This is a genomic window from Ruminococcus sp. AF31-8BH, assembly GCF_003460605.1.
GTDB classification, from domain to species: domain Bacteria; phylum Bacillota; class Clostridia; order Lachnospirales; family Lachnospiraceae; genus Blautia_A; species Blautia_A acetigignens.
This window is the reverse complement of record NZ_QTVN01000012.1, coordinates 102,265-122,317: the sequence shown is the minus strand read 5'-3', so window position 1 is coordinate 122,317 and position 20,053 is coordinate 102,265. Positions and strand designations below refer to the sequence as shown.

At 47.2% G+C, this 20,053-nt stretch carries 19 protein-coding genes; 13 read left to right on the top strand and 6 right to left on the bottom strand.

What is annotated here, in order from left to right; translation table 11 throughout:
* Positions 1-61: 61 nt before the first annotated feature.
* A complete protein-coding gene (locus tag DWZ38_RS15365) occupies positions 62-520 on the bottom strand; it encodes an Lrp/AsnC family transcriptional regulator (RefSeq protein WP_117853959.1) in 459 nt (152 codons plus the stop codon).
* A 189-nt stretch (positions 521-709) separates the two neighbouring features.
* On the opposite strand from DWZ38_RS15365, the gene DWZ38_RS15360 reads away from it, so the two are divergent.
* The gene (locus DWZ38_RS15360) at positions 710-2,038 is read left to right on the top strand and encodes an MATE family efflux transporter (protein WP_117853957.1); all 1,329 of its coding nucleotides are present in this window, start codon (positions 710-712) and stop codon (positions 2,036-2,038) included.
* A 99-nt stretch (positions 2,039-2,137) separates the two neighbouring features.
* Here the strand turns inward: DWZ38_RS15360 and DWZ38_RS15355 are convergent, their stop codons facing one another.
* Complete coding sequence (locus DWZ38_RS15355) at positions 2,138-2,773, bottom strand: helix-turn-helix transcriptional regulator (protein WP_021925999.1); 636 nt, start codon at positions 2,771-2,773, stop codon at positions 2,138-2,140.
* Between the two features lie 278 nt (positions 2,774-3,051).
* On the opposite strand from DWZ38_RS15355, the gene hydA reads away from it, so the two are divergent.
* Positions 3,052-4,431, top strand: a complete 1,380-nt coding sequence (hydA, locus tag DWZ38_RS15350) for a dihydropyrimidinase (protein ID WP_117853954.1) — start codon at positions 3,052-3,054, stop codon at positions 4,429-4,431.
* Positions 4,432-4,526: 95 nt separating this feature from the next.
* On the opposite strand, the gene DWZ38_RS15345 is transcribed toward hydA, so the two are convergent.
* Complete coding sequence (locus DWZ38_RS15345) at positions 4,527-5,738, bottom strand: cation:dicarboxylase symporter family transporter (RefSeq protein WP_117853952.1); 1,212 nt, start codon at positions 5,736-5,738, stop codon at positions 4,527-4,529.
* Positions 5,739-5,816: 78 nt separating this feature from the next.
* Between DWZ38_RS15345 and DWZ38_RS15340 the strand changes: the two genes are divergently transcribed.
* Both DWZ38_RS15340 and DWZ38_RS23170 read left to right on the top strand, forming a co-directional pair.
* Positions 5,817-6,842, top strand: a complete 1,026-nt coding sequence (locus tag DWZ38_RS15340) for an XdhC/CoxI family protein (protein ID WP_021926002.1) — start codon at positions 5,817-5,819, stop codon at positions 6,840-6,842.
* Positions 6,843-7,038: 196 nt separating this feature from the next.
* Positions 7,039-7,521 (top strand): SH3 domain-containing protein, encoded by a 483-nt coding sequence (locus DWZ38_RS23170; RefSeq protein WP_117853950.1) that lies wholly within the window; start codon positions 7,039-7,041, stop codon positions 7,519-7,521.
* A 196-nt stretch (positions 7,522-7,717) separates the two neighbouring features.
* Here DWZ38_RS23170 and DWZ38_RS15330 read toward each other — a convergent pair whose 3' ends face one another.
* The gene (locus tag DWZ38_RS15330) at positions 7,718-8,197 is read right to left on the bottom strand and encodes an S-ribosylhomocysteine lyase (RefSeq protein ID WP_021926004.1); all 480 of its coding nucleotides are present in this window, start codon (positions 8,195-8,197) and stop codon (positions 7,718-7,720) included.
* A 181-nt stretch (positions 8,198-8,378) separates the two neighbouring features.
* Here DWZ38_RS15330 and DWZ38_RS15325 point away from each other — a divergent pair, with 181 nt between their 5' ends.
* From DWZ38_RS15325 to DWZ38_RS15310, 4 genes are all read left to right on the top strand, one after another.
* Entirely contained in the window at positions 8,379-9,530 is a 1,152-nt protein-coding gene (locus DWZ38_RS15325; RefSeq protein ID WP_243000293.1) for a hypothetical protein, read from the top strand.
* Positions 9,531-9,554: 24 nt separating this feature from the next.
* On the top strand, positions 9,555-10,817 hold the full coding sequence (gene codB, locus DWZ38_RS15320) for a cytosine permease (RefSeq protein ID WP_021926006.1): 1,263 nt from the start codon (positions 9,555-9,557) through the stop codon (positions 10,815-10,817).
* On the top strand, positions 10,807-11,148 hold the full coding sequence (locus DWZ38_RS15315; RefSeq protein WP_021926007.1) for a nitrous oxide-stimulated promoter family protein: 342 nt from the start codon (positions 10,807-10,809) through the stop codon (positions 11,146-11,148). The genes codB and DWZ38_RS15315 overlap by 11 nt, the downstream gene beginning before the upstream one ends.
* A gap of 116 nt (positions 11,149-11,264) precedes the next feature.
* Complete coding sequence (locus DWZ38_RS15310; RefSeq protein ID WP_178105354.1) at positions 11,265-12,017, top strand: peptidylprolyl isomerase; 753 nt, start codon at positions 11,265-11,267, stop codon at positions 12,015-12,017.
* Between the two features lie 121 nt (positions 12,018-12,138).
* Here DWZ38_RS15310 and DWZ38_RS15305 read toward each other — a convergent pair whose 3' ends face one another.
* A complete protein-coding gene (locus DWZ38_RS15305; protein WP_347519934.1) occupies positions 12,139-12,699 on the bottom strand; it encodes a class I SAM-dependent methyltransferase in 561 nt (186 codons plus the stop codon).
* A gap of 258 nt (positions 12,700-12,957) precedes the next feature.
* Between DWZ38_RS15305 and coaBC the strand changes: the two genes are divergently transcribed.
* The 3 genes from coaBC to DWZ38_RS15290 all read left to right on the top strand — a co-directional run bounded on the left by coaBC (position 12,958) and on the right by DWZ38_RS15290 (position 15,735).
* Positions 12,958-14,160 carry a bifunctional phosphopantothenoylcysteine decarboxylase/phosphopantothenate--cysteine ligase CoaBC gene (gene coaBC / locus DWZ38_RS15300; protein ID WP_117853945.1) on the top strand — a complete coding sequence of 401 codons (1,203 nt, stop codon included), beginning with the start codon at positions 12,958-12,960 and terminating at the stop codon, positions 14,158-14,160.
* A gap of 70 nt (positions 14,161-14,230) precedes the next feature.
* On the top strand, positions 14,231-14,881 hold the full coding sequence (locus DWZ38_RS15295; protein ID WP_117853942.1) for an ECF transporter S component: 651 nt from the start codon (positions 14,231-14,233) through the stop codon (positions 14,879-14,881).
* A gap of 89 nt (positions 14,882-14,970) precedes the next feature.
* Positions 14,971-15,735: a type III pantothenate kinase gene (locus DWZ38_RS15290; protein WP_021926012.1), complete on the top strand. Its 765-nt coding sequence runs from the start codon at positions 14,971-14,973 to the stop codon at positions 15,733-15,735.
* A gap of 150 nt (positions 15,736-15,885) precedes the next feature.
* On the opposite strand, the gene DWZ38_RS15285 is transcribed toward DWZ38_RS15290, so the two are convergent.
* A complete protein-coding gene (locus DWZ38_RS15285; protein ID WP_243000292.1) occupies positions 15,886-16,827 on the bottom strand; it encodes an RluA family pseudouridine synthase in 942 nt (313 codons plus the stop codon).
* Between the two features lie 327 nt (positions 16,828-17,154).
* On the opposite strand from DWZ38_RS15285, the gene DWZ38_RS15280 reads away from it, so the two are divergent.
* The gene (locus tag DWZ38_RS15280) at positions 17,155-18,498 is read left to right on the top strand and encodes an MATE family efflux transporter (protein ID WP_117853940.1); all 1,344 of its coding nucleotides are present in this window, start codon (positions 17,155-17,157) and stop codon (positions 18,496-18,498) included.
* A gap of 340 nt (positions 18,499-18,838) precedes the next feature.
* Entirely contained in the window at positions 18,839-20,011 is a 1,173-nt protein-coding gene (gene cbiD / locus DWZ38_RS15270) for a cobalt-precorrin-5B (C(1))-methyltransferase CbiD (protein WP_117853936.1), read from the top strand.
* The last annotated feature ends 42 nt before the right edge of the window (positions 20,012-20,053 follow it).

The following is a 20,053-nucleotide window of genomic DNA, read 5'->3' as shown; positions in this document are numbered from 1 at the left end:
AATAGATTTTACTTCAAGGAAACGTCCGCAGTATGCCGGGGAGTGCCTTTTTTTACATATTCTATAGGCGTAACCCTTTAATATCTTTAATACGTGATAAGATTGTATTGCAGCTGCAGCTGACAATACCAGGCAGAGGATCAATGACATTGTGCAGAAAGAGCTCCATTTCATCACTAGATGAAGCAACGGCATGTACATGAAGCCTGTCCCTTCCAGTGACACGGTAAATTTGTGTAACTATATCATTTTGGTATAATAGATTTGTTACCTGTGGCAGATGCTCAGGTTTTGTTTCAATCTCAAAATAGCATGACACAGCACCGCTGATTTTTTGTGGATTTATTATCGTTGTATATTCTTCAATTACGCCTTTTTTCTCCAAAGCCTGAATCCGGGCTTTTACTGCGACTCTGGAAATCTCGATTTCTTCACCAATATCAGAGTAAGAGATGCGTGCATTTTCTATCAGTAACTGGATAATCTTCTGATCCAGTTTATCTAAACCGTCCAGGTACATAAGTATTCCTCCTGTAGAATAATATTCGCTGGATATCATTTTTTCTTAAATATCATATCATTCATATTACTAAAAGTAAACAGAAGCTTGACTTGACTGTTATAGCTACCTATAATTGTTACATAACGTAACTTATAGCTTGCATTTAGAAGATATAAAATTGATTCGGATGGAGGAAAGAGTAAGATAATGTCAAAAGATGAGTATTTGATTATAGATGCGCCTCTTAAAGCGCTGACGGTTTTTGCAATGCCGATGATTCTAGGCAGCTTTTTTCAGCAAATATATAATATGGCTGATTCCATCATCGTCGGTCAGTTTGTGGGTTCCTCCGCACTTGCAGCTGTTGGTGCCTGTGCAGCACTGACCAATGTTTTTATTTGTGTGGCGCTGGGTGCAGGTGTCGGCGCCGGTGTACTCGTGAGCCGTTACTTTGGTGCCAGGGAGTATGGAAAAATGAAAACCATTGTGTCAACGTCCTTGATTAGCTTTTTAATTCTAAGCATAGTCCTTGGTGTTTTTGGCTTTTGTTTTTCCCGCTCGATGATGAGCGCACTGCAAACCCCTGCCGATATACTGGATGACGCAGTGCTGTATTTGCGTGTCTATTTTGTGGGCTTTCCGTTCCTGTTTATGTATAACATTCTTTCAACGATGTTTACTTCTATAGGAGAATCAAAAATTCCACTGGGACTCCTGATATTTTCGTCAATCTTAAATATCTTTATGGATCTTTGGATGGTAGCCGGCCTTGATCTCGGCGTGTTCGGTGCGGCGCTTGCAACTTTGATTGCACAAGGCATTTCTGCCGTGTTTTCACTTTTGATTTTCTTCCATCGGATGCGGCGATATAAAAGTCACTTTGACTGGTTTGACAGGCAGGAGTTACTTTCTATGTTTCAAATTGCTGTGCCTTCGGTTCTGCAGCAGTCTACAGTATCTATCGGCATGATGATCGTGCAGGCAGTTGTAAATCCTTTCGGTACACAGGCACTCGCGGGGTATTCGGCGACGATGCGAGTTGAGAACGTTTTTTCTCTGATTTTTGTATCCATCGGTAATGCGGTTTCACCATATGTTTCCCAGAACCTTGGTGCAAATAAACCACAGCGTATCAAAAAAGGCTACCAGGCTGCACTGGTATTGGATGTGTGTTTTGCAGTCATTGCCTTCATTATAATTGAAACGCTCCACACGCAAATTTCCTCGCTGTTTCTTGGTAAAGACGGAACAGCCCTGGCCTATCAGGTATCTGGGGATTATATGAGATGGCTCGGTTATTTCTTTATCTTTATGGGAATCAAAATGGCAACCGATGGAGTCCTTCGTGGTCTCGGAATCATGCGCCCATTTCTCATTGCAAATATGGTGAACCTGGCAATCCGTCTTTCTGTTGCTTTGATTTTTGCGCCGCGTTTTGGCATTGCATTTGTCTGGCTTGCTGTACCAGCTGGATGGCTTGCAAACTTTTTAATATCCTATGTGGCTCTCAGAAGGTCATGGCCGACTGATAAATAGAAAAATGTTATGGGATTTTTCATTGCAAAGGCGATGAAGCTGTGCTTGAAAAAAATGCCTATCCTGTCGGCCAACAGGATAGGCGGTGGTCGTAAGACCTTATTTATTCACATCAATATAGCTGTACAGCGTATACTTGGAGATCCCGAAATAATTAGCTACCTTATCTCCGGATTTCGTGATAAGGAAAGCTCCGGAGTCATTTAAAAACTGTATGGCAGTAACCTTATCCTCTTTATTCATAAGAGCAACAGGCTTTCCAACCAGACTTACAGATTCCTCAATCAGACGGTCAAGCAGGTCATTGACACTGTGGGTGATCTGCTTAGGCTTCTCCTCCTTGTCCGTAGGTGTGATCAGATCATTCAATGCACTGTTGATCATGGTCAGCTTGGTAATATCATAGTTAATACCAAATACGTAATGAAGGCTGCCGTCATCGTCTTTAATATAGGATGTGCTGCATTTAAGGATTTTGCCGTCTGCGGTCTTCATCAGGTAACCGTTGTGATCTGCAGGTGCACTGTCCCCTCGTCTTTTCTGCCGGATTCCGTCAAAAACAGCATCAGATGGTCCGTCGCCTACATTTCGTCCGGTCACGTGACCATTTACAATATAAATAATAGAGTGTTCAGGCTCCTGTGTTTTCAGATCATGGATTACCACTTCGCAGTCTGCTCCGAACTCCGCAGCGATATCCTGAGCAATCTGCTGTAAGACAGTTAATCTTCCCATATTTACCCTCCTGTTATGTAAATATCTTTTGCAACTGCTTTGGATCCTGAGTTTTTCAAAGAGACTTCAGATCCTGTCTGCAATTACTATTATATCATTATTTTAAGTGCAGGATGTTACCGTATGTTTCTTATATCATAACATGCCTGGATGGAAATAAAAAGATGTTTTACAAAAAAATTGTTGCACACTGAAAAAAATTCGTGCCAGCTTTCTTGAACGCAGTGAAAACATATGTTATATTTACTAATAGAAATAATGGAAATGGGGGACGGATTATGAAATATCTCTTAAAAAACGGAACGGTAATATCAGGTACAGGCGGGAAAAAGCTGGACGTGCTGGTGGAAGGAGAGAAGATCATCCGCGTGGGAGAGTCGCTTTTTGAGCAGGACGCCAAGGTGGTGGACGTAACCGGAAAGCTTTTGTTTCCGGGCTTTATTGACGGACATACACATTTTGACTTGGAGGTTGCCGGAACGGTAACAGCAGATGACTTTGAAACCGGAACCAGGGCAGCTATCCTTGGAGGAACCACTCTGGTCATTGACTTTGCTTCTCAGGACAAAGGGGGACATACTTTAAAGGAAGGCCTCGCGAAATGGCACAAAAAGGCAGATGGTAAATGCTCCTGCGACTATTCTTTCCATATGTCTATTGTAGAGTGGAATGAGGAAACCAAAAAAGAAATCCAGGATATGATTGATGAGGGAATTACCAGCTTCAAGCTTTATATGACTTATCCAGCTATGATCGTGGACGATGAGGATCTTTACAAAATCGTGAAGGCCTTAAATGAGAAAGGCTGCTTTGCAGGGGTTCACTGTGAGAATGCAGGGGTGATCGATGCGCTGATTCAGGAGGCCAAGGCACAGGGAAAAACAGGGCCGGAAAATCATCCGTTGGTGCGCCCGGATACCATGGAGGCTGAGGCTGTTCACAGACTTCTGGTAATTGCAAAGGAGGCAAAAGCACCGGTAATGGTAGTTCATCTTACCAACCGCAAGGCTTATGAGGAAATCCTTCGCGCAAGAGAAAACGGACAGACTGTCTTTGCAGAAACCTGTCCCCAGTATCTGGTACTGGATGACAGTGTGTATTCCAAACCGGATTTCGAAGGCGCCAAGTATGTGTGCGCACCTCCGATCCGTAAGAAAGAGGACCAGGACTGCCTGTGGAAGGCACTTGCAGAGGGCCAGATCCAGACGGTTGCAACTGACCAGTGCAGCTTTACCCTGGCGCAAAAAGCAATGGGAAAAGAAGATTTCACCAAGATTCCAGGAGGCCTTCCCGGGGTTCAGACAAGAGGAACTCTTCTGTATACTTATGGCGTGCGCACCGGCAGGATCTCTGTGGAGAAAATGTGCCAGCTTCTCTGCGAAAATCCGGCAAAGCTGTATGGCGTGTATCCCAATAAAGGTGTGATCGCAGAAGGCAGCGATGCAGATATCGTGGTGTTTGACCCGGAAAAAGAGAATGTGATTTCCGCGAAAACACATGCATACAATACGGACAATAACCCATACGAAGGCTTTGAAATCCACGGGGATATTGACAAAGTATTCCTGCGCGGCAATCTGGCTGTAGAGGATGGAAAACTGGTGCAGGAAAAGCTTGGAACCTATATTAAGAGAGGATTGAGACAGCCGCTGGCATAGTTTTGCCAGAGCCTGTTGGAAAAAGTTTTAGAAAAAATATGCGTCTTTTGCGGCGTGGCTTTTGGTAAACCTTATGCCGCAAAGGGCGCATATTTTTATATATCTGTGTTTTTTGAAATTTCCCGCTTTTTCGCATATCCTGTCAGGATCAGTGCCAGCGCTCCGTCACAGGTCATGTTGCAGGCTGCCGCAAATCCGTCATGGATGGCAAATACCGCAAACATCAGCGCCACTCCCGAATCCCCGAATTTCAGGATTCCTGTAAGGGTTCCAAGTGATACCATCACCGTTCCCCAGGGAAGCCCCGGAGTGCCAATGGAGCAGGTAGCAAGAAGCACGGAAAAAATCACCATGGTGCCAGGTGCCGGAACAGAACCGTAAAGAATCCTGGAGATCATCATCGCGAAAAATACCTCTGTAAGCACAGAACCGCAGTGATGGATCTGTGTAAAAAGAGGAAGTGCATCTTTTGTAAGATCCTGTTCCAGACATTCACACTTAGAAGCTGCCTCCAGGGAATATTTGCCTGTGGCTGCAGAAGAGCGGGTCATCAGCGCCATCTTACAGACCGGCAGGTATTCTTTCAGAACTTTCCAGGGCTTTTCCCCGGAATAAGAGCCTGCAAAATAATACAAGAGCAAAGTCCAGATGCCATACACCGGAATCACGATTACCAGCGTCAGAAGCAGAAGGGGCAGATACTTAATGAAATACCCCTGATAAGCAAGGGTGCACAGGGAAAGTCCGATATAAGCTGGAAGAATCGGCAGCAGAACCCTGGACATCAGGGAAAGGGTAATTCCCCGAAACTCATTGAGCAGCTCCTTGGTGCGCACCGCATTGGTCCAGCAGGCTCCGAATCCCAGCAGGATGGCAAGCACAAGTGCACTTAAAGCGGAAAACGGTGCCGGAATGGGAAGCTCAAACAGGGTGTCCGGCAAAAAGCGGAAGGACAAGCTGTCTGTGGAAACCGGAAGCCTTGGGATGATCAGGTATCCAAGCACCGCCGAAAACGCAGCCGCCCCCAGCATGGAAATATAAGTAATGCGGATCACAGGTTTGGTGGCTGGCGTGGGATCTTTTTTTACGGAAATGATGGAGGATGCCATCAGCCCGATAATAATAAGAGGTGCCAGAAATGCAATCAGCTGGCTAAGTACATAACGTGTTGTAACAACCAGATTCAGTGCGCCGGATGTGAATCCCATGGTACGGGTGGCGTTGAAAAACAGCCCCGCAAGCAGGCCGGGGATGCTTACCGCCAGAATCCGGACCGGAAAACTGGTCATAATTCTTTTTTTCTTCATTGTGAAAATTCCTCCCGATGTATTATAATATACGAAAAAGAAAGGTGCAATGAAATTTTGAAAATGAGGTGAAGTGTCGTGTATAATAAAATTTATGAAATACTGGAAGAAAAAGGGCGGATCAAGACAGCGATCATTCTGGATGGTCCGGACATGGGGAAAAAGTGTATTGTGAGACAGCCTGGAAATCCAGATGCAGCAGCGCAGGAGAAGAGCCTGATTCCAGAACAGGAAGAAGACAGAGAAATCTGGGAAAAATATCTCCCACTGTTAAACGATGCTAGAGAAACAAAAGTCATAACTGCCGACGGCATTCGGATTTTCGTGGAAGACTATCGCAAAAATCCAAGGCTTGCTATTTTCGGCGGCGGTCACGTATCCCAGCCTACCGCCCATCTGGGAAAAATGCTGGGCTTTCATGTGACCATCATGGATGACAGAGAAGATTTTGTGACAAAAGAGCGCTTCCCGGAGGCAGACGAGCTGGTTTACGGGGATTTCAAGGATTTGGATCAGTACATTGTTCCCTATGAAAACGCCTATTACGTGATCCTGACAAGAGGCCATCTTGGAGATGCCGACTGCCTTCGCAGGCTTTTGAAGCGTCCTTATGAGTATCTGGGAATGATTGGCAGCAAAAATAAAGTGCGGATCACCCGGGAAAATCTCCTGAAGGAGGGCTATTCCCTGGAAGAACTTGATCAGGTTCATGCCCCCATCGGAATCCCTCTTGGCGGACAGCTTCCCGAGGAAATTGCAGTCAGCATTATGGCAGAGATTGTCAAGGTGAAAAATCAGCACTACAGCGCCTACTGCGATGAAAAGGTAGAGGCAGCAGTACAGGAGGGCCGCCATGGCGTAATGGTGACCATTGCCGAGAAATCCGGTTCCTCCCCAAGAGGAGTAGGCAGCAAAATGTTTGTGGAGCCATCCGGCCATATCGAAGGCAGCATTGGCGGCGGCAAGGTAGAATTCGAAGCCATCAACCACTGCCCGGAAGTGAAGGACAAAGAAGTGAAGCACTACGCCCTCACCGCCGACGGCAAAGACAGCCTTGGCATGATCTGCGGCGGCCAGGTAACGGTGGTATTCGAGCGGGTGTAAGCAGTTCCCTTCACTTAGGACTTGCATATTTTGTAATAATACTGTATATTAATTGTAACGATTCGCAAAAAGAGTATGCGGCTGCTGATGGGAGGCAGCTGACTTTCATAACAGAAGAATCAATCCGTTACTGTGCATGGAGTGGACAGTAACATGAATCCAAGGCAGTGATGCTTTGTAAAGGAGGAATAATACTATGAGAAAAGCAGGTTTGGCTGCTCTGCTTCTTGGCGCAGCACTTTGCATCCCGGGATGCGGATTTGAGGAAGGCGCAGGAGCAACCGTTACTGTTATACAGGCTACCCCTACTCCGATTCCAACCCCTACCCCGGAGGCAACACCTACTCCAGAGGCAACACCTACACCTGAGGTTGTAGTCGTACAGACTGCAAGCGGCGTGAACGTAACCAAACAGGATGGTACTTACGTTGCCAATGCAGATGTAAACCTTCGTGCAGATGCAAGCACAGATGCAGCTCTGGTTGCCAGCGTGGCAAACGGCACACAGCTTACCAGCACTGGTGTGTGTGACAATGGATGGGTTGAGGTTTCCTATGAGGGACAGACCGCATATGTATCCGGTGATTATGTAAGTGCAGTAGCTGCAGACGCAGGCGCAGCGGATGGAGCCGCAGATGTCGGTGCAGATCAGGCAGTTGACGCTTCCACAGAAGGCTGATGCTTTGAAGAGAACGAAATAAAAAATGCCAGATGGGTAGGAATCACAGTGTTTGTGATTTGCTCATCTGGCATTTTTCATGAAAGTTTTGAATTTGCTTCTGATTCAACTGCATGAATATGCAGATTCATGACCTGAATGCAAATATGTTCTGTAGTTTCCGAAGATGCGAAGAAACTGATTTTCGGAAACTGGTTTACTCTGGATAAACCAGTCTGTCCGGTTTAATATCGTAAAGCACTTCATCCAGAAACTTCTTTGCAAGATATTTTGCCATGCCAAGGTTCATGTCCAGGTAGTTTCCACAGTCCTTTGCAGACGCGCCCGGCACCTCGCCCTCGAAATCCCGGATAAACTCAAAAGTTTCGATCATAAGCGGCACAATGTCCTTAGATTCATAATCCCCGTTCAGCAGAAGATAATTTCCGGTACGGCAGCCCATAGGTCCCCAGTAGATCATCTTAGGGCCGAATTCCCTGTGGTTGCGAAGAAAAGTAGCTGCAAGATGCTCAATGGTGTGAAGTTCTGCAGTATTCATCACAGGCTCCTCATTGGGGGAAGTCATGCGGATGTCAAAAGTGGTGATCACGCTGTTTCCAACCGGATCCTTGCGGGAAACATACACTCCCGGCTGAAGCTTGATGTGGTCTATTGTAAAACTGGTAATCTTTTCCATAAAAAAGGTCCTCGCTTTCTGTAAAGTATAAAATTCTCCCTTGATTTTAGCAGACTCTGGAAAAAGTGGCAAGACAGGAATCCTGGAAAGAAAAATTTCCTGGATTTTCACTTGACAATAAAGCCTATTCATCATATCATCTTTGTTAAAAAAACAGGCTGTCTTTTGCTGGAACCAATATGTGATCGACGCAAAAGAGGGCCTTTTTTACGGAAAAAGCGAGAAAGGGTTTGGAAAACGACAGATGAAAAACTGGGAAAACGTAAGACTGGTCAGAGAATTTTCTGATCAGGGTGTGGACTGCTACAAGCTGGCAGGCGGAGACTATGTGAACGAATACTATGTGGTATCAGAGGCGGAGACAAGAAAACTGATGAACACACCGGAGGTTGTAGGCTATGAGGTTTACCACTGCCTGATCCCTGCTACCTCACAGATGCTTTACTATTTCAAGGAACAGAAGAAGGTGACAACAGCCAACATCCTGTCCATTCTTCGCGGTGCCCTGAACTATCCTCTTGAGGAGAGCTGCTATCGCGAGCACATCCCCGTACACGACATCAGCTTTTTGTCCAGCGAGCGTGTGTTCCAGGAGGACGAGATCGCAGGACTGGAGATCAAGTACAGCAAGCTTACCATGGTGCCGGACAGCACCCTTATGATCGGCGATATCATTGCCTCCGGCGAAACTCTGATCCACTGCCTGCGCTATGTAACCGATTTCTACCGGGCACATGGAGCCAAGCTTCGGAACATCATCATCTTCACCATCGGCGGCACCAAGGGAATCGAGATCCTGGAGAAGCTTACCAGCGAGATCCGCGAGTACTGGCCGGACTTCGAGGGATTTATCACCGTTTACTATGAGGGAATCTTCAGCACCTATCAGGACAAGGGCGTATCCGGGATCAATCTTCCGGACGTGGATTTCTACTGGAAAGACGGCATCATCGCACCGGAGTTTCGAAGAGAAACCCTTTCCATGCGGGATCCTCTGTTTGAGAAATGCATTATCTACGATGGCGGCGCCAGAAGATATGAGATCCATGAGCATGTGGAGGAGGTTCTGGACTTCTGGAAGGGCATGTTAGAGCGCTGCGATGTGATCGACATGAACGCCCTGATCGAGGAAAAATTAGGCTATGCACTGCCGATCAGTTACGAGGACTGGCTGGCCTGCAACCACTTCCAGGAGATTGAGTCCGCCCAGACCAAATGGCTGTATGAGATGGAAATGCGCTTCGCAGACTGTCTGAAACAGGTAACCTTGAAAGAGATTGCCCAGCAGAGAATCGAAGAATTCACAACTGCGCTGCGCAAATACATTTTATGATGATGCAACTACAGGAGAAAGAAAATGAGTAAAAACAAAAAAACAAAAGACGTTGACTTTGCGTCAAAGGCAGTTCCGGCAGACAGCCGCAAAGGCCTGGTTACTATGTTCATGATCATGCTGGGATTTACCTTCTTTTCCGCAAGCATGTGGGTTGGCCAGCAGCTGGCAGAAGGACTTGATTTCTGGGGCTTTGTGAAATCCCTGATTCTTGGCGGCGTGATCCTTGGGGCTTACACCGGACTGCTTGGATACGTAGGTGCCAAGACTGGATTATCCCTTGACCTTCTCTCCAGAAGAGCATTCGGGGAAAAAGGCTCCTACCTTCCATCAGCCATGATCAGTTTCACTCAGATCGGCTGGTTCGGCGTGGGACTTGCCATGTTTGCCATTCCGGTATCCAAGGAGCTTCTTGGGGGAAGCGATGCTGCCATGTGGGGACTTGTGATCCTGGCTGGTGTATGCATGACTGCTTCCGCTTATTTTGGAATCGATTCCCTTACCATTGTCAGCTATATTGCAGTGCCGCTGGTAGCGGTTCTTGGTACTGTTGCAATGGTGATGGCGGTACAGCAGGGAGATGGCACCATCATTGACCAGTTCGCCAAATCCAGCGGAAGCCTGACCATTGTAGGCGGCGCAGGACTGGTGGTAGGTTCTTTTGTATCCGGCGGAACCGCAACCCCGAACTTTGCCCGTTTCGCAAAGAACGGCAAGGTCGGCGCGATCACCACAGTGGTTGCGTTCTTTATCGGCAACTCCCTGATGTTCTTCTTCGGTGCTGTTTCTTCTATTTTTGTAGGAGGAAACGATATTTTTGAGGTTATGATCCGCTTGAACCTGTTTTATCTGGCTGTTTTGGTGTTGGGCCTTAACATCTGGACCACCAACGACAATGCCCTTTATACAGCAGGTCTTGGTCTTGCCAACATTTTCCATCAGAAAAAGAAACCAATGGTACTGATTTCCGGAATCATCGGAACGGTGGCTTCTGTATGGCTGTACTACAATTTCTGTGACTGGCTGAACATTCTTAACTGTACCCTTCCGCCAGTTGGAATCATTCTGGTAATGGACTATTTCATGAACCGGAAAGAGTATGAGAAAGAGAATCCGGCACTGAAAACGGTAAACTGGTTTTCCGTTGCAGGTGTTGTGCTTGGAACCATTGTAGCAAATGTGCTGAACTGGGGTGTGGCTTCCATCAACGGTATGGCTGTGGCAGCTGTGTGCTACATGATCGGACAGCTGATGCCAGGTACCAGAGGAGTTGTCAATGAGCACTAAAATAGAGAAAAAGCGGGAACGGGAAAAGAAAATGGTTTCCCAGATGATCCAGCTTTACTGCAAAAAGCAGCACCATAGCAAAGACGGGCTTTGCCCGGAATGTGCCGCGCTGGATGCCTATGCCAGAATGCGCAGCGAGAAATGCCCGTTTATGGAGACCAAGACCTTCTGTTCCAACTGCAAGGTGCACTGCTATAAGCCGGAAATGCGGGAAAAGATCCGTGAAGTCATGCGTTTCTCCGGTCCAAGGATGCTGTTTCATCATCCCATAGCAGCGATCCGCCATGTGGTGGAATCCAAGAAAGAGAAAAAGAAATTGAACAATTTGTGAAATCAATTGTATTTTGCGACAATTTCGTTATAATGAGAAAAGATGGCGTCAGGAAAAGCCTGGCGCCGTTTTTTATCCAAATACACATACTTAAGAACGTAATCTGGAGGCGAATTATGAAGAAAAGAAAAATTATGGCAATGTTGATGACTGCAACCCTGTCAGTGGGACTGCTGGCAGGCTGCGGCACAGACAATGCGAAAGAAGAAACCCAAAATACAGAAGAAAAGACAGATGAGGCCACAGAAGAGAACTCTTCCGATACAAGTGAAGAGCAGGGAACTGACGAGGAAGTTTCCGGTTTTTCAGACGGTACGGATGAGAAAGGAACTGTGACAGATGAGGCAGTACTGGATACTTCACAGCCCCTTACCGGCATCCACCATGCGGAAATTGAAGTGAAGGATTACGGCACCATCAAGGTGGAACTGGATGCGGATACAGCGCCTATCAGCGTTACCAACTTTGTGAAGCTGGCACAGGAGCATTTCTATGACGGGCTGACTTTCCACCGTATTATTGACGGCTTCATGATCCAGGGCGGCGATCCGGAGGGAACCGGAAGAGGCGGCTCTGATGAGACCATCAAAGGAGAATTCTCTGAAAACGGCGTGGAGAATAACATTTCCCATGAAAGAGGCGTAATCTCCATGGCAAGATCCTCAGATCCGGACAGCGCAAGCTCCCAGTTCTTTATTGTGCAGTCAGACAGCACTTATCTGGACGGACAGTATGCAGCTTTCGGCCATGTGACAGAGGGCATGGACATTGTGGACCAGATCTGCAAGGATGCCAAGCCGACGGATAATAACGGAACTATTTCCGCAGACCAGCAGCCGGTGATGACGAGCGTGATTATTACAGACTGATTTCGGAGTCTGCAATTTTACATCTGCAATCGATGTTTTGTCCAGCTTCGGCCTGCGCAGTTTGTGCTGTGCGGCTTTGGCTGGACAAAATTTTTTATGAGATATAATGCAGATGCAGAGGTTATTGTTTTACTACAAGCACAGGCATAGGCGGACTGTTGGGACGGTTGTAGTATTCGGTTTTGATTACCAGATATTTTCTGGAGTCCAGTTCTTTCAGCCAGCTAAGAAGGGCATCCCGCTCCTCAAATCCGGAATCGCCGCCGCTGTAAATGCACAGCATCAGGATTCCGCCTTTTTTCAGAAGGCCAAGGGAAGCCTGAAGGGCCAGAATGCTGGAATCAGGCCTGGTGGCCAGACTGTGATCCCCTCCCGGCAGATAGCCGAAGTTAAACACAATGCAGTTTACACTCATGGGCGCAGCGTAGTTTCCCATATTTGCATGGGAATCCAGGATCAGCTCATAGTTGTGAGCTGCATTTTCTTTTTCCAGGCGCTCCCTGGTGTGGGCAAGGGCCAGTTCCTGGATGTCAAAGGCAAGTACATGGCCTTTTTCCCCGCAAAGACGGCTAAGGAGCAGGGTGTCGTTTCCGTTTCCCATGGTAGCGTCAATGCACAGGTCTCCTTCCTTTACATGCTCTGTGATAAAGTGGGCGCACCACTGTGTGATCTGATAATTCATGATAAAGTCCTTTCCGCTTGGATTCGATGATATCTAAAATGCCATTTCATTATAGCAGATTTTCCTTTTATATTCATGGAAAAATGGCAAAAAAATCTGCCGGATGCGGGCAATAAAAAGGCTGACCGCGGCAGCGCAGCATGTACGAAAAGCTATACATGGAAAAAATACATTGCAATCAGAGCTATATTTGTTTTATAATAAGCGGTACGGACAGAAAAATGTCCCCATGAGTTTAAAGAGAAAAGAGGAAAACGAATGTTAGAGGGAAAGACCGTTCTTCTGGGAGTGACAGGCAGTATTGCCGCATATAAGATCGCATATCTTGCAAGTGCGCTGAAGAAGCAGCACGCGGACGTTCATGTGCTGATGACCAGGAATGCCACGAACTTTATCAATCCCATTACCTTTGAGACTCTTACCGGGAATAAATGCCTGGTGGACACCTTTGACCGGAATTTCCAGTTCCAGGTAGAGCATGTGTCCATTGCCAAGAAAGCAGATGTGGTGATGATCGCCCCGGCCAGTGCCAATGTGATCGGCAAGCTGGCACATGGAATTGCAGATGATATGCTGACCACTACCATCATGGCATGCAGATGCAAAAAAATTATTTCCCCGGCCATGAATACCAATATGTTTGAGAATCCCATTGTCCAGGATAATTTAAAGACCCTGGAGCATTACGGATATGAAGTGATCGATCCTGCAGTGGGCTATCTTGCCTGCGGCGACACAGGAGCCGGCAAAATGCCGGAGCCGGAGACTCTTTTGTCCTATATTATGAGAGAGTGCGCCTGCGAGAAGGATATGAAAGGGCTGAAGCTGCTTGTCACAGCTGGTCCTACCCAGGAGGCCATCGATCCGGTCCGCTATATTACCAACCATTCTTCCGGCAAGATGGGCTACGCCATTGCGAAAATGGCAATGCTGCGAGGTGCAGATGTCACACTGGTAAGTGGACGTACTGCCATTGCGCCGCCGCCCTTTGTGAAGGTGGTTCCGGTGGTGACAGCAAGGGATATGTATGAGGCTGTCACAGCGGTAAGCAAGGAACAGGATATTATCATCAAGGCAGCAGCTGTTGCGGATTACCGTCCGGCTACCGTCAGCGATGAGAAGATCAAGAAGAAAGACGACGATATGTCCATTGCCCTTGAGAGAACAGATGACATTCTGAAGTATCTCGGGGAGCACAAACCGGATGGACAGTTTCTGTGCGGATTTTCCATGGAAACACAGAATATGATCGGTAATTCCAGAGTCAAGCTTACAAAGAAAAATCTGGATATGGTAGCTGCCAACAATGTAAAAATGGCTGGCGCCGGATTCCAGGGGGACACCAATGTTCTGACTCTGATTACACAGGATGAGGAAGTGTCACTCCCGCTTATGAGCAAGGAGGATGCAGCCAGTAAAATCCTGGATAGAATACTTTTTTTAAGAGTGACGGGTAAATAAAAGAACACATGCCCGTCAGTCCATACCGTATTGTATCCCTTTTACGGGAACGATAACAAGGAGGATCATTATGAACAAAAAATTTACAACATCTCAAATCACACTGCTTGGCCTGATGATAGCAATCCTGCTTCTGATGGCTTACACACCTCTTGGCTACCTGAATATCGGACCTCTTGCCATTACTTTTAACATTATTCCGGTTGCCATCAGCGCAATTACAATGGGACCTGTAGGCGGAGCCATTGCCGGAGCCGTATTCGGACTGACCAGCTTCGGACAGTGTATCGGCATTGGCGGTACCAGCATTATGGGTGCTACCTTATTCGGAATCAATCCATTTCTGGCATTTGTACAGAGATTTATCCCAAGACTGGTTGACGGACTTCTGCTTGGATATATTTTCCAGGGCGTTCGCAAAAAAACAAAAAATATTTATGTTTCCTGTGCAGTGACAGGCTTTTGCTCCGCATTTCTGAACACTTTGTTCTTTATGGCACTGCTGGTAGGACTTTTCGGAAATACAGAGTATGTGCAGGGCCTTATGGGCGGAAAAAATGTAATTCTGTTTATCTGCACATTTGTAGGAATCAACGCAGTATGCGAGATGATTTCCGCCACTGTGATCACGGGTGCTGTGGGAGCTGCCCTTTATAAGGCAAGACTGCTTCCTGGCGCAGAGAAAAAGGCTGACAAGGCGGTAAAGGCAGCAGAGGTTTAAAATACAGATAGATGATTTATGTCCGGGCAGACTTTGACTGCGGACGGGAAAAAGGCCAGACGGCTGATAAGAAACTATGGAGGGAAACTATGATCTTAGCAATTGATATCGGAAATACAAACATTGTGGTTGGGTGCATTGACCGGGAGAAGACTTATTTTATTGAGAGACTTTCCACGGTCCGCACAAAAACAGAGCTGGAATATGCAGTTGATTTAAAAACGGTTGTTGACATTTACCACATTAAACGTACAGATATTGAAGGCTGCATCATTTCCTCTGTAGTTCCCCAGATCACCAATGCCGTGAAGCTTGCTGCTGAGAAGGTGCTCCACAAGGAGCCCATGGTTCTGGGACCTGGAGTGAAGACCGGTCTGAATATTATGATGGATAATCCGGGACAGCTTGGCGCTGACCTGGTGGCAAATGCGGTTGCGGGAATCCATGAGTATCCCCTTCCGCTGGCGATTATTGATATGGGAACTGCAAGCACGGTGAGCGTGGTTGATGAAAAGAAACATTATGTGGGCGGTATGATTTTTCCCGGAATGGGAGTGTCCCTGGATGCCCTCACAGCCCGTGCTTCTCAGCTGAGTGGTATCAGCATTGAGGCTCCCAAACGTATCATTGGTAAAAATACCATCGAGTGTATGAAAAGCGGCGTGATCTACAGCAATGCGGCTGCACTTGACGGTATTGTGGACCGGATCGAAGAAGAACTGGGCCAGAAGATTACAGTAGTTGCCACTGGCGGTCTTGCCCGCAAGATCGTTCCTCACTGCCGCAGGGAGATCCTGCTGGATGAGGATCTTCTGCTGAAGGGGCTGCTGATTATTTATGAGAAGAATCGGTAAGAGAAGATAGGGCGACGGCCGCGAAGCCAGAAATAGCTCTATACGAAAAGCAGAAACGTCAATATGACGGCTGTATTAACACGAAAATATAAAAGGCAGATCAGAGGAAGCACAGGATGTGCGGCGCTGGTCTGCCTTTTTTAACATACATTAGTGAAACGCATTAGCGAAATCTTCTGGTACCGGGGCGGTGATGCACATGACTTCTTTTGTAACTGGATGGGTGAATTCCAGCTGGTAGGAGTGCAGGGGTTGGCGCTTTATGATGCTGTAATCCGGATTGTAGAGAAAATCCCCTGGAAGAGGGTGCCCGATGTGCTTCATGTGCACCCGAATCTGGTGGGTACGACCGGTTTCCAGGTGAAGTTCGATTAAAGAATATGCCTGGAGAAAATCTGTTTTCTGTGCGTCCGAAACAGGAGAGAATGTTCCAGCGTGAAGCGCGTAAGCAGCCAGCCTTTCATAATGTGTGACTGCACGCTCCCCATTTACAGGGTCAATCTGCCGTTCAATAGTGGAGCCGTCTGTCCGTCCGATAGGCGCATCTATGGTACCGTGGGACGGCGTGATCTCCTGAACGATTGCCAGATAAGTCCGGCGGATCTGCCGCTGCTTCATCTGGGCGGAGAGAACTGCGGCGCTGTAAGGATTTTTCGCCAGAATAAGAGCACCTGTGGTATCCCGGTCCAGGCGGTTGATGCAGCGGTAGACGAAGGTTTGTCCCTTTTCCTTAAAATACCAGGCCGCTCCGTTGGCAAGGGTGTTGTCGTAATTGCCGATGGAAGGATGCACAGGCATGTCTGCCGGCTTATTTATGACCAGGAGATCCTCGTCCTCATAGAGTATGGAAAGGTCCATTTTCACAGGCAGAATATTCTCGCTGCTTTCCGTTTCCGGGATATGAATGCGAAGAAAATTCCCGGCATGAAGAACCGACTTGCCGAATCCTCTTTCCCCATTTAGCAAAATTGCGCCCTTATACGGCTTCATAGAAGAGAGAATTCCCCGGGAAAATCCCTTGCTTCGAAGGAAATCAAGAAGCAGCATGTTTTCCTCGTCTGGCTGTACAGTGTAAGTAAGAATCCGGTCCAAAGTAAGTTCCTCCTGTGTTGTTTTTCATTGGCAAAGAATGTTACAGAACATCTGACTTTCATATATGATGATATCGTCGGTAGACGACATGTCCGTTTTGTGAAATAGTCTGACATTATATTTAGAATTTCGTACTGCAATTTTTTCGCTTAAGGTGTATAATAACACAGATAAAATGTGTATGGAAGTATACAATCGATTTTTACGGCTGATTTCTGTGCATCGTGAAGTATGTTGCTGGATACAGAGTGGACAATAACATATGACGAAATGTGCTGCCGAGCACGTGGCCAGTAATCATCCGTTTAGGGGGAAAAGAGAAAACATATGGAACAACAGCAGCACCTTTTTACCAACAAAATGCTCCGGGCTCTTCTGGTGCCTATTATTATGGAGCAGCTTTTAAACGCACTGATGGGAACTGTGGATACTATGATGGTCAGCAATGTAGGCTCCGCGGCGATTTCCGCAGTCTCCCTTGTGGACTCCATCAACGTTCTGATCATTCAGGCGTTTTCCGCACTGGCAGCAGGTGGAACCATCATCTGTACCCAGTATCTTGGTCAGAAAAATCACGAGATGGCAAACAAATCTGCCAGACAGGCTCTTTTTATCATAACTGCCATTTCCGTCTGCATTGTCACATTGGGACTGATTTTCCGTGCACCACTGCTGAGCTTTATTTTCGGAAAAGTAGATGCGGATGTTATGGATAATTCAATGGTCTATTTCTTTTACACCGTACTGTCTTATCCATTTATCGCCCTCTATGATGCCGGAGCTTCCATTTTCCGTGCCCAGGAAAATACAAGAGGACCAATGGTGATTTCCATTATTTCCAATGTGATGAACATTGGGGGAAATGCAGTTTTGATCTGGGTATTTCACATGGGAGTTGCGGGAGCAGCGATTTCCACCTTGGTATCCCGAGTCTTCTGTGCAGTGGTAGTTCTGTATCAGCTGCGAAAAGACAGACAGCCCATTGCGGTGAGGGATTATCTGAATATCCGCCCGGATGGAAATATGATAAAGCGGATCCTGGCACTTGGAGTGCCCTCTGGTGTGGAGAACAGTATGTTTCAGCTTGGAAAGCTGGCAATCCAGTCCACTGTGTCTACCCTTGGAACCACAGCCATTGCAGCTCAGGCTATGACCAATATTATGGAGATGCTGAACGGAACGGCTGTAATCGGCGTGGGAATCGGACTGATGACCGTAGTAGGCCAGAGCCTTGGCGCAGGACGCAAGGACGAAGCTGTGTATTATATGAAAAAGCTGATGATCTTTTCAGAGGTCTTTCTGATTGCCTGCTGTGCGATTGTGTATGCACTGGCGAAACCGATCACCATGATCGGCGGCATGGAGCCGGAAAGTGCCAAAATGTGCCTGAATATGATATTCTGGATCACCATTGTAAAGCCTCTGGTATGGATGCCGGCCTTTATTCCAGCCTACGGCATGCGTGCAGCCGGAGATGTGAAATTTTCCATGATCACCTCCTGCACCACCATGTGGGTATTCCGTTTCTGTCTCTGCGTCTACCTGATCCGCGTCTGCGGCATGGGCCCCATGGCCGTCTGGATCGGAATGTTCACCGACTGGACCGTAAGAGGAATTGTATTCAGTCTTCGCTTTAAAAGCGGGAAATGGATGGAACACAGGGTTGTGTGAACAAAAGCAGCAGTTTTGCGGCCGGGATGGGTCAGGAGCGGCTTGGCTGTTGACTTTTACAGGACAAAATTATATAATGTAACGGATAAAAACAGGGAAAAGTATTTTCAGGAAGCAGGTGGAACTCCTGCACAAGTCCGTTACTGTACAGTCAGATACTGGATGCTTTTTCAGGAACAGGATTTCCTGCGGCAACCGGGATCATTCTGGGAAAAGAAGCTTTGTTGTCACGTTACGACAGAGCTTTTTTTGTGTAAGCCTGGCTGCGGAAAATGGTTTCCATTAAAAATCCCAGCCAATAGCTGAAAAATTTACTTTTATACCTACGGAGGCAAAGGATATGGCACACAAAACCGGTCTGGAAGAGTACTACGTGATCCGCGGACAGAAGAAAATGCGCTTCGGCTACACCACAGGCTCCTGCGCGGCAGCTGCCTGCAAAGGCGCAGCGCTGATGCTCCTTGGGAAAAAGAAGCTGGACAGCGTTCCTCTTATGACGCCCAAAGGAATTCTCCTGGATCTGGAACTCCACCACATTCAGATCGAAGAAAACCAGGTCACCTGCGCTGTCAAAAAAGACGCAGGGGATGACCCGGACACCACCAATGGGATCCTGGTATACGCCACCGTATCAAAGACAAAAGAACCAGGAATCCAGATAGACGGCGGAATCGGTGTTGGCCGCGTGACAAGACCGGGACTTTCCCAGCAGGTAGGAGAGGCGGCAATCAACCCAGTTCCCCGGGCCATGATTCTTCGTGAAGCAGAGGAAGCTGCTGTGTCTTACGACTATGAGGGCGGGCTGAAGGTGGTGATCTCTGTGCCCGAGGGCGTGGAAATCGGCAAGAAAACTTTTAATCCGAGGCTTGGAATTACAGGCGGAATTTCCATTTTGGGAACCTCCGGAATTGTGGAGCCCATGAGTGAAAAAGCGCTGGTGGAGAGCATCCACGTAGAAATGAAGCAGCATTTCGTCCAGGGCGAGCAGTACATTCTTGCCACTCCGGGCAACTATGGCGCAGACTATTTAAGAGAGCATATGACATTGCCCTTTGAGCGGAATATCAAGTGCAGCAACTACGTAGGCGAGACCATTGATATGGCAGTAGACATGGGGGTAAAAGGCATCCTTTTTGTGGCTCATATCGGCAAATTTGTAAAAGTGGCAGCCGGGATCATGAACACCCATTCCCATAGTGCAGATGCCCGTATGGAAGTACTGGCTTCCAATGCCCTTCGTGCAGGAGCTGACGGCGACACCGCAAGAGCGGTTTTAAACTGCAATACAACAGATGAAGCCCTGGACGTTCTTCATGAGAAGCAGCTTTTGCAGCCCACAATGGAAGAAATCATGAAAAAAATCCAGTTTTATCTGGACCACCGTTCCTATGAACAGATCAAGCTTGGGGCAGTGGTATTTAACAATGTATACGGCTATCTTGGCCAGACGAAAGATGCAAAAGAGTTGATCGAAGAAATCAAGAAACAGGACATAGAGCTGCAGAAAAAATAATGCAGGAAGCAGAAAATAAAAGAAACGTAACTGGCAATCAGG

What these genes read in the sequence shown, in the direction of transcription:
- DWZ38_RS15290 (WP_021926012.1), top strand. Translation starts at nt 14,971, where the DNA reads ATGATCTTAGCAATTGATATCGGAAATACAAACATTGTGGTTGGGTGC.
- DWZ38_RS15310 (WP_178105354.1), top strand. Translation starts at nt 11,265, where the DNA reads ATGAAGAAAAGAAAAATTATGGCAATGTTGATGACTGCAACCCTGTCA.
- DWZ38_RS23170 (WP_117853950.1), top strand. Translation starts at nt 7,039, where the DNA reads ATGAGAAAAGCAGGTTTGGCTGCTCTGCTTCTTGGCGCAGCACTTTGC.
- codB (WP_021926006.1), top strand. Translation starts at nt 9,555, where the DNA reads ATGAGTAAAAACAAAAAAACAAAAGACGTTGACTTTGCGTCAAAGGCA.
- cbiD (WP_117853936.1), top strand. Translation starts at nt 18,839, where the DNA reads ATGGCACACAAAACCGGTCTGGAAGAGTACTACGTGATCCGCGGACAG.
- DWZ38_RS15360 (WP_117853957.1), top strand. Translation starts at nt 710, where the DNA reads ATGTCAAAAGATGAGTATTTGATTATAGATGCGCCTCTTAAAGCGCTG.
- DWZ38_RS15315 (WP_021926007.1), top strand. Translation starts at nt 10,807, where the DNA reads ATGAGCACTAAAATAGAGAAAAAGCGGGAACGGGAAAAGAAAATGGTT.
- hydA (WP_117853954.1), top strand. Translation starts at nt 3,052, where the DNA reads ATGAAATATCTCTTAAAAAACGGAACGGTAATATCAGGTACAGGCGGG.
- DWZ38_RS15355 (WP_021925999.1), bottom strand. Translation starts at nt 2,773, where the DNA reads ATGGGAAGATTAACTGTCTTACAGCAGATTGCTCAGGATATCGCTGCG.
- DWZ38_RS15305 (WP_347519934.1), bottom strand. Translation starts at nt 12,699, where the DNA reads ATGAATTATCAGATCACACAGTGGTGCGCCCACTTTATCACAGAGCAT.
- DWZ38_RS15330 (WP_021926004.1), bottom strand. Translation starts at nt 8,197, where the DNA reads ATGGAAAAGATTACCAGTTTTACAATAGACCACATCAAGCTTCAGCCG.
- DWZ38_RS15365 (WP_117853959.1), bottom strand. Translation starts at nt 520, where the DNA reads ATGTACCTGGACGGTTTAGATAAACTGGATCAGAAGATTATCCAGTTA.
- DWZ38_RS15295 (WP_117853942.1), top strand. Translation starts at nt 14,231, where the DNA reads ATGAACAAAAAATTTACAACATCTCAAATCACACTGCTTGGCCTGATG.
- DWZ38_RS15345 (WP_117853952.1), bottom strand. Translation starts at nt 5,738, where the DNA reads ATGAAGAAAAAAAGAATTATGACCAGTTTTCCGGTCCGGATTCTGGCG.
- coaBC (WP_117853945.1), top strand. Translation starts at nt 12,958, where the DNA reads ATGTTAGAGGGAAAGACCGTTCTTCTGGGAGTGACAGGCAGTATTGCC.
- DWZ38_RS15280 (WP_117853940.1), top strand. Translation starts at nt 17,155, where the DNA reads ATGGAACAACAGCAGCACCTTTTTACCAACAAAATGCTCCGGGCTCTT.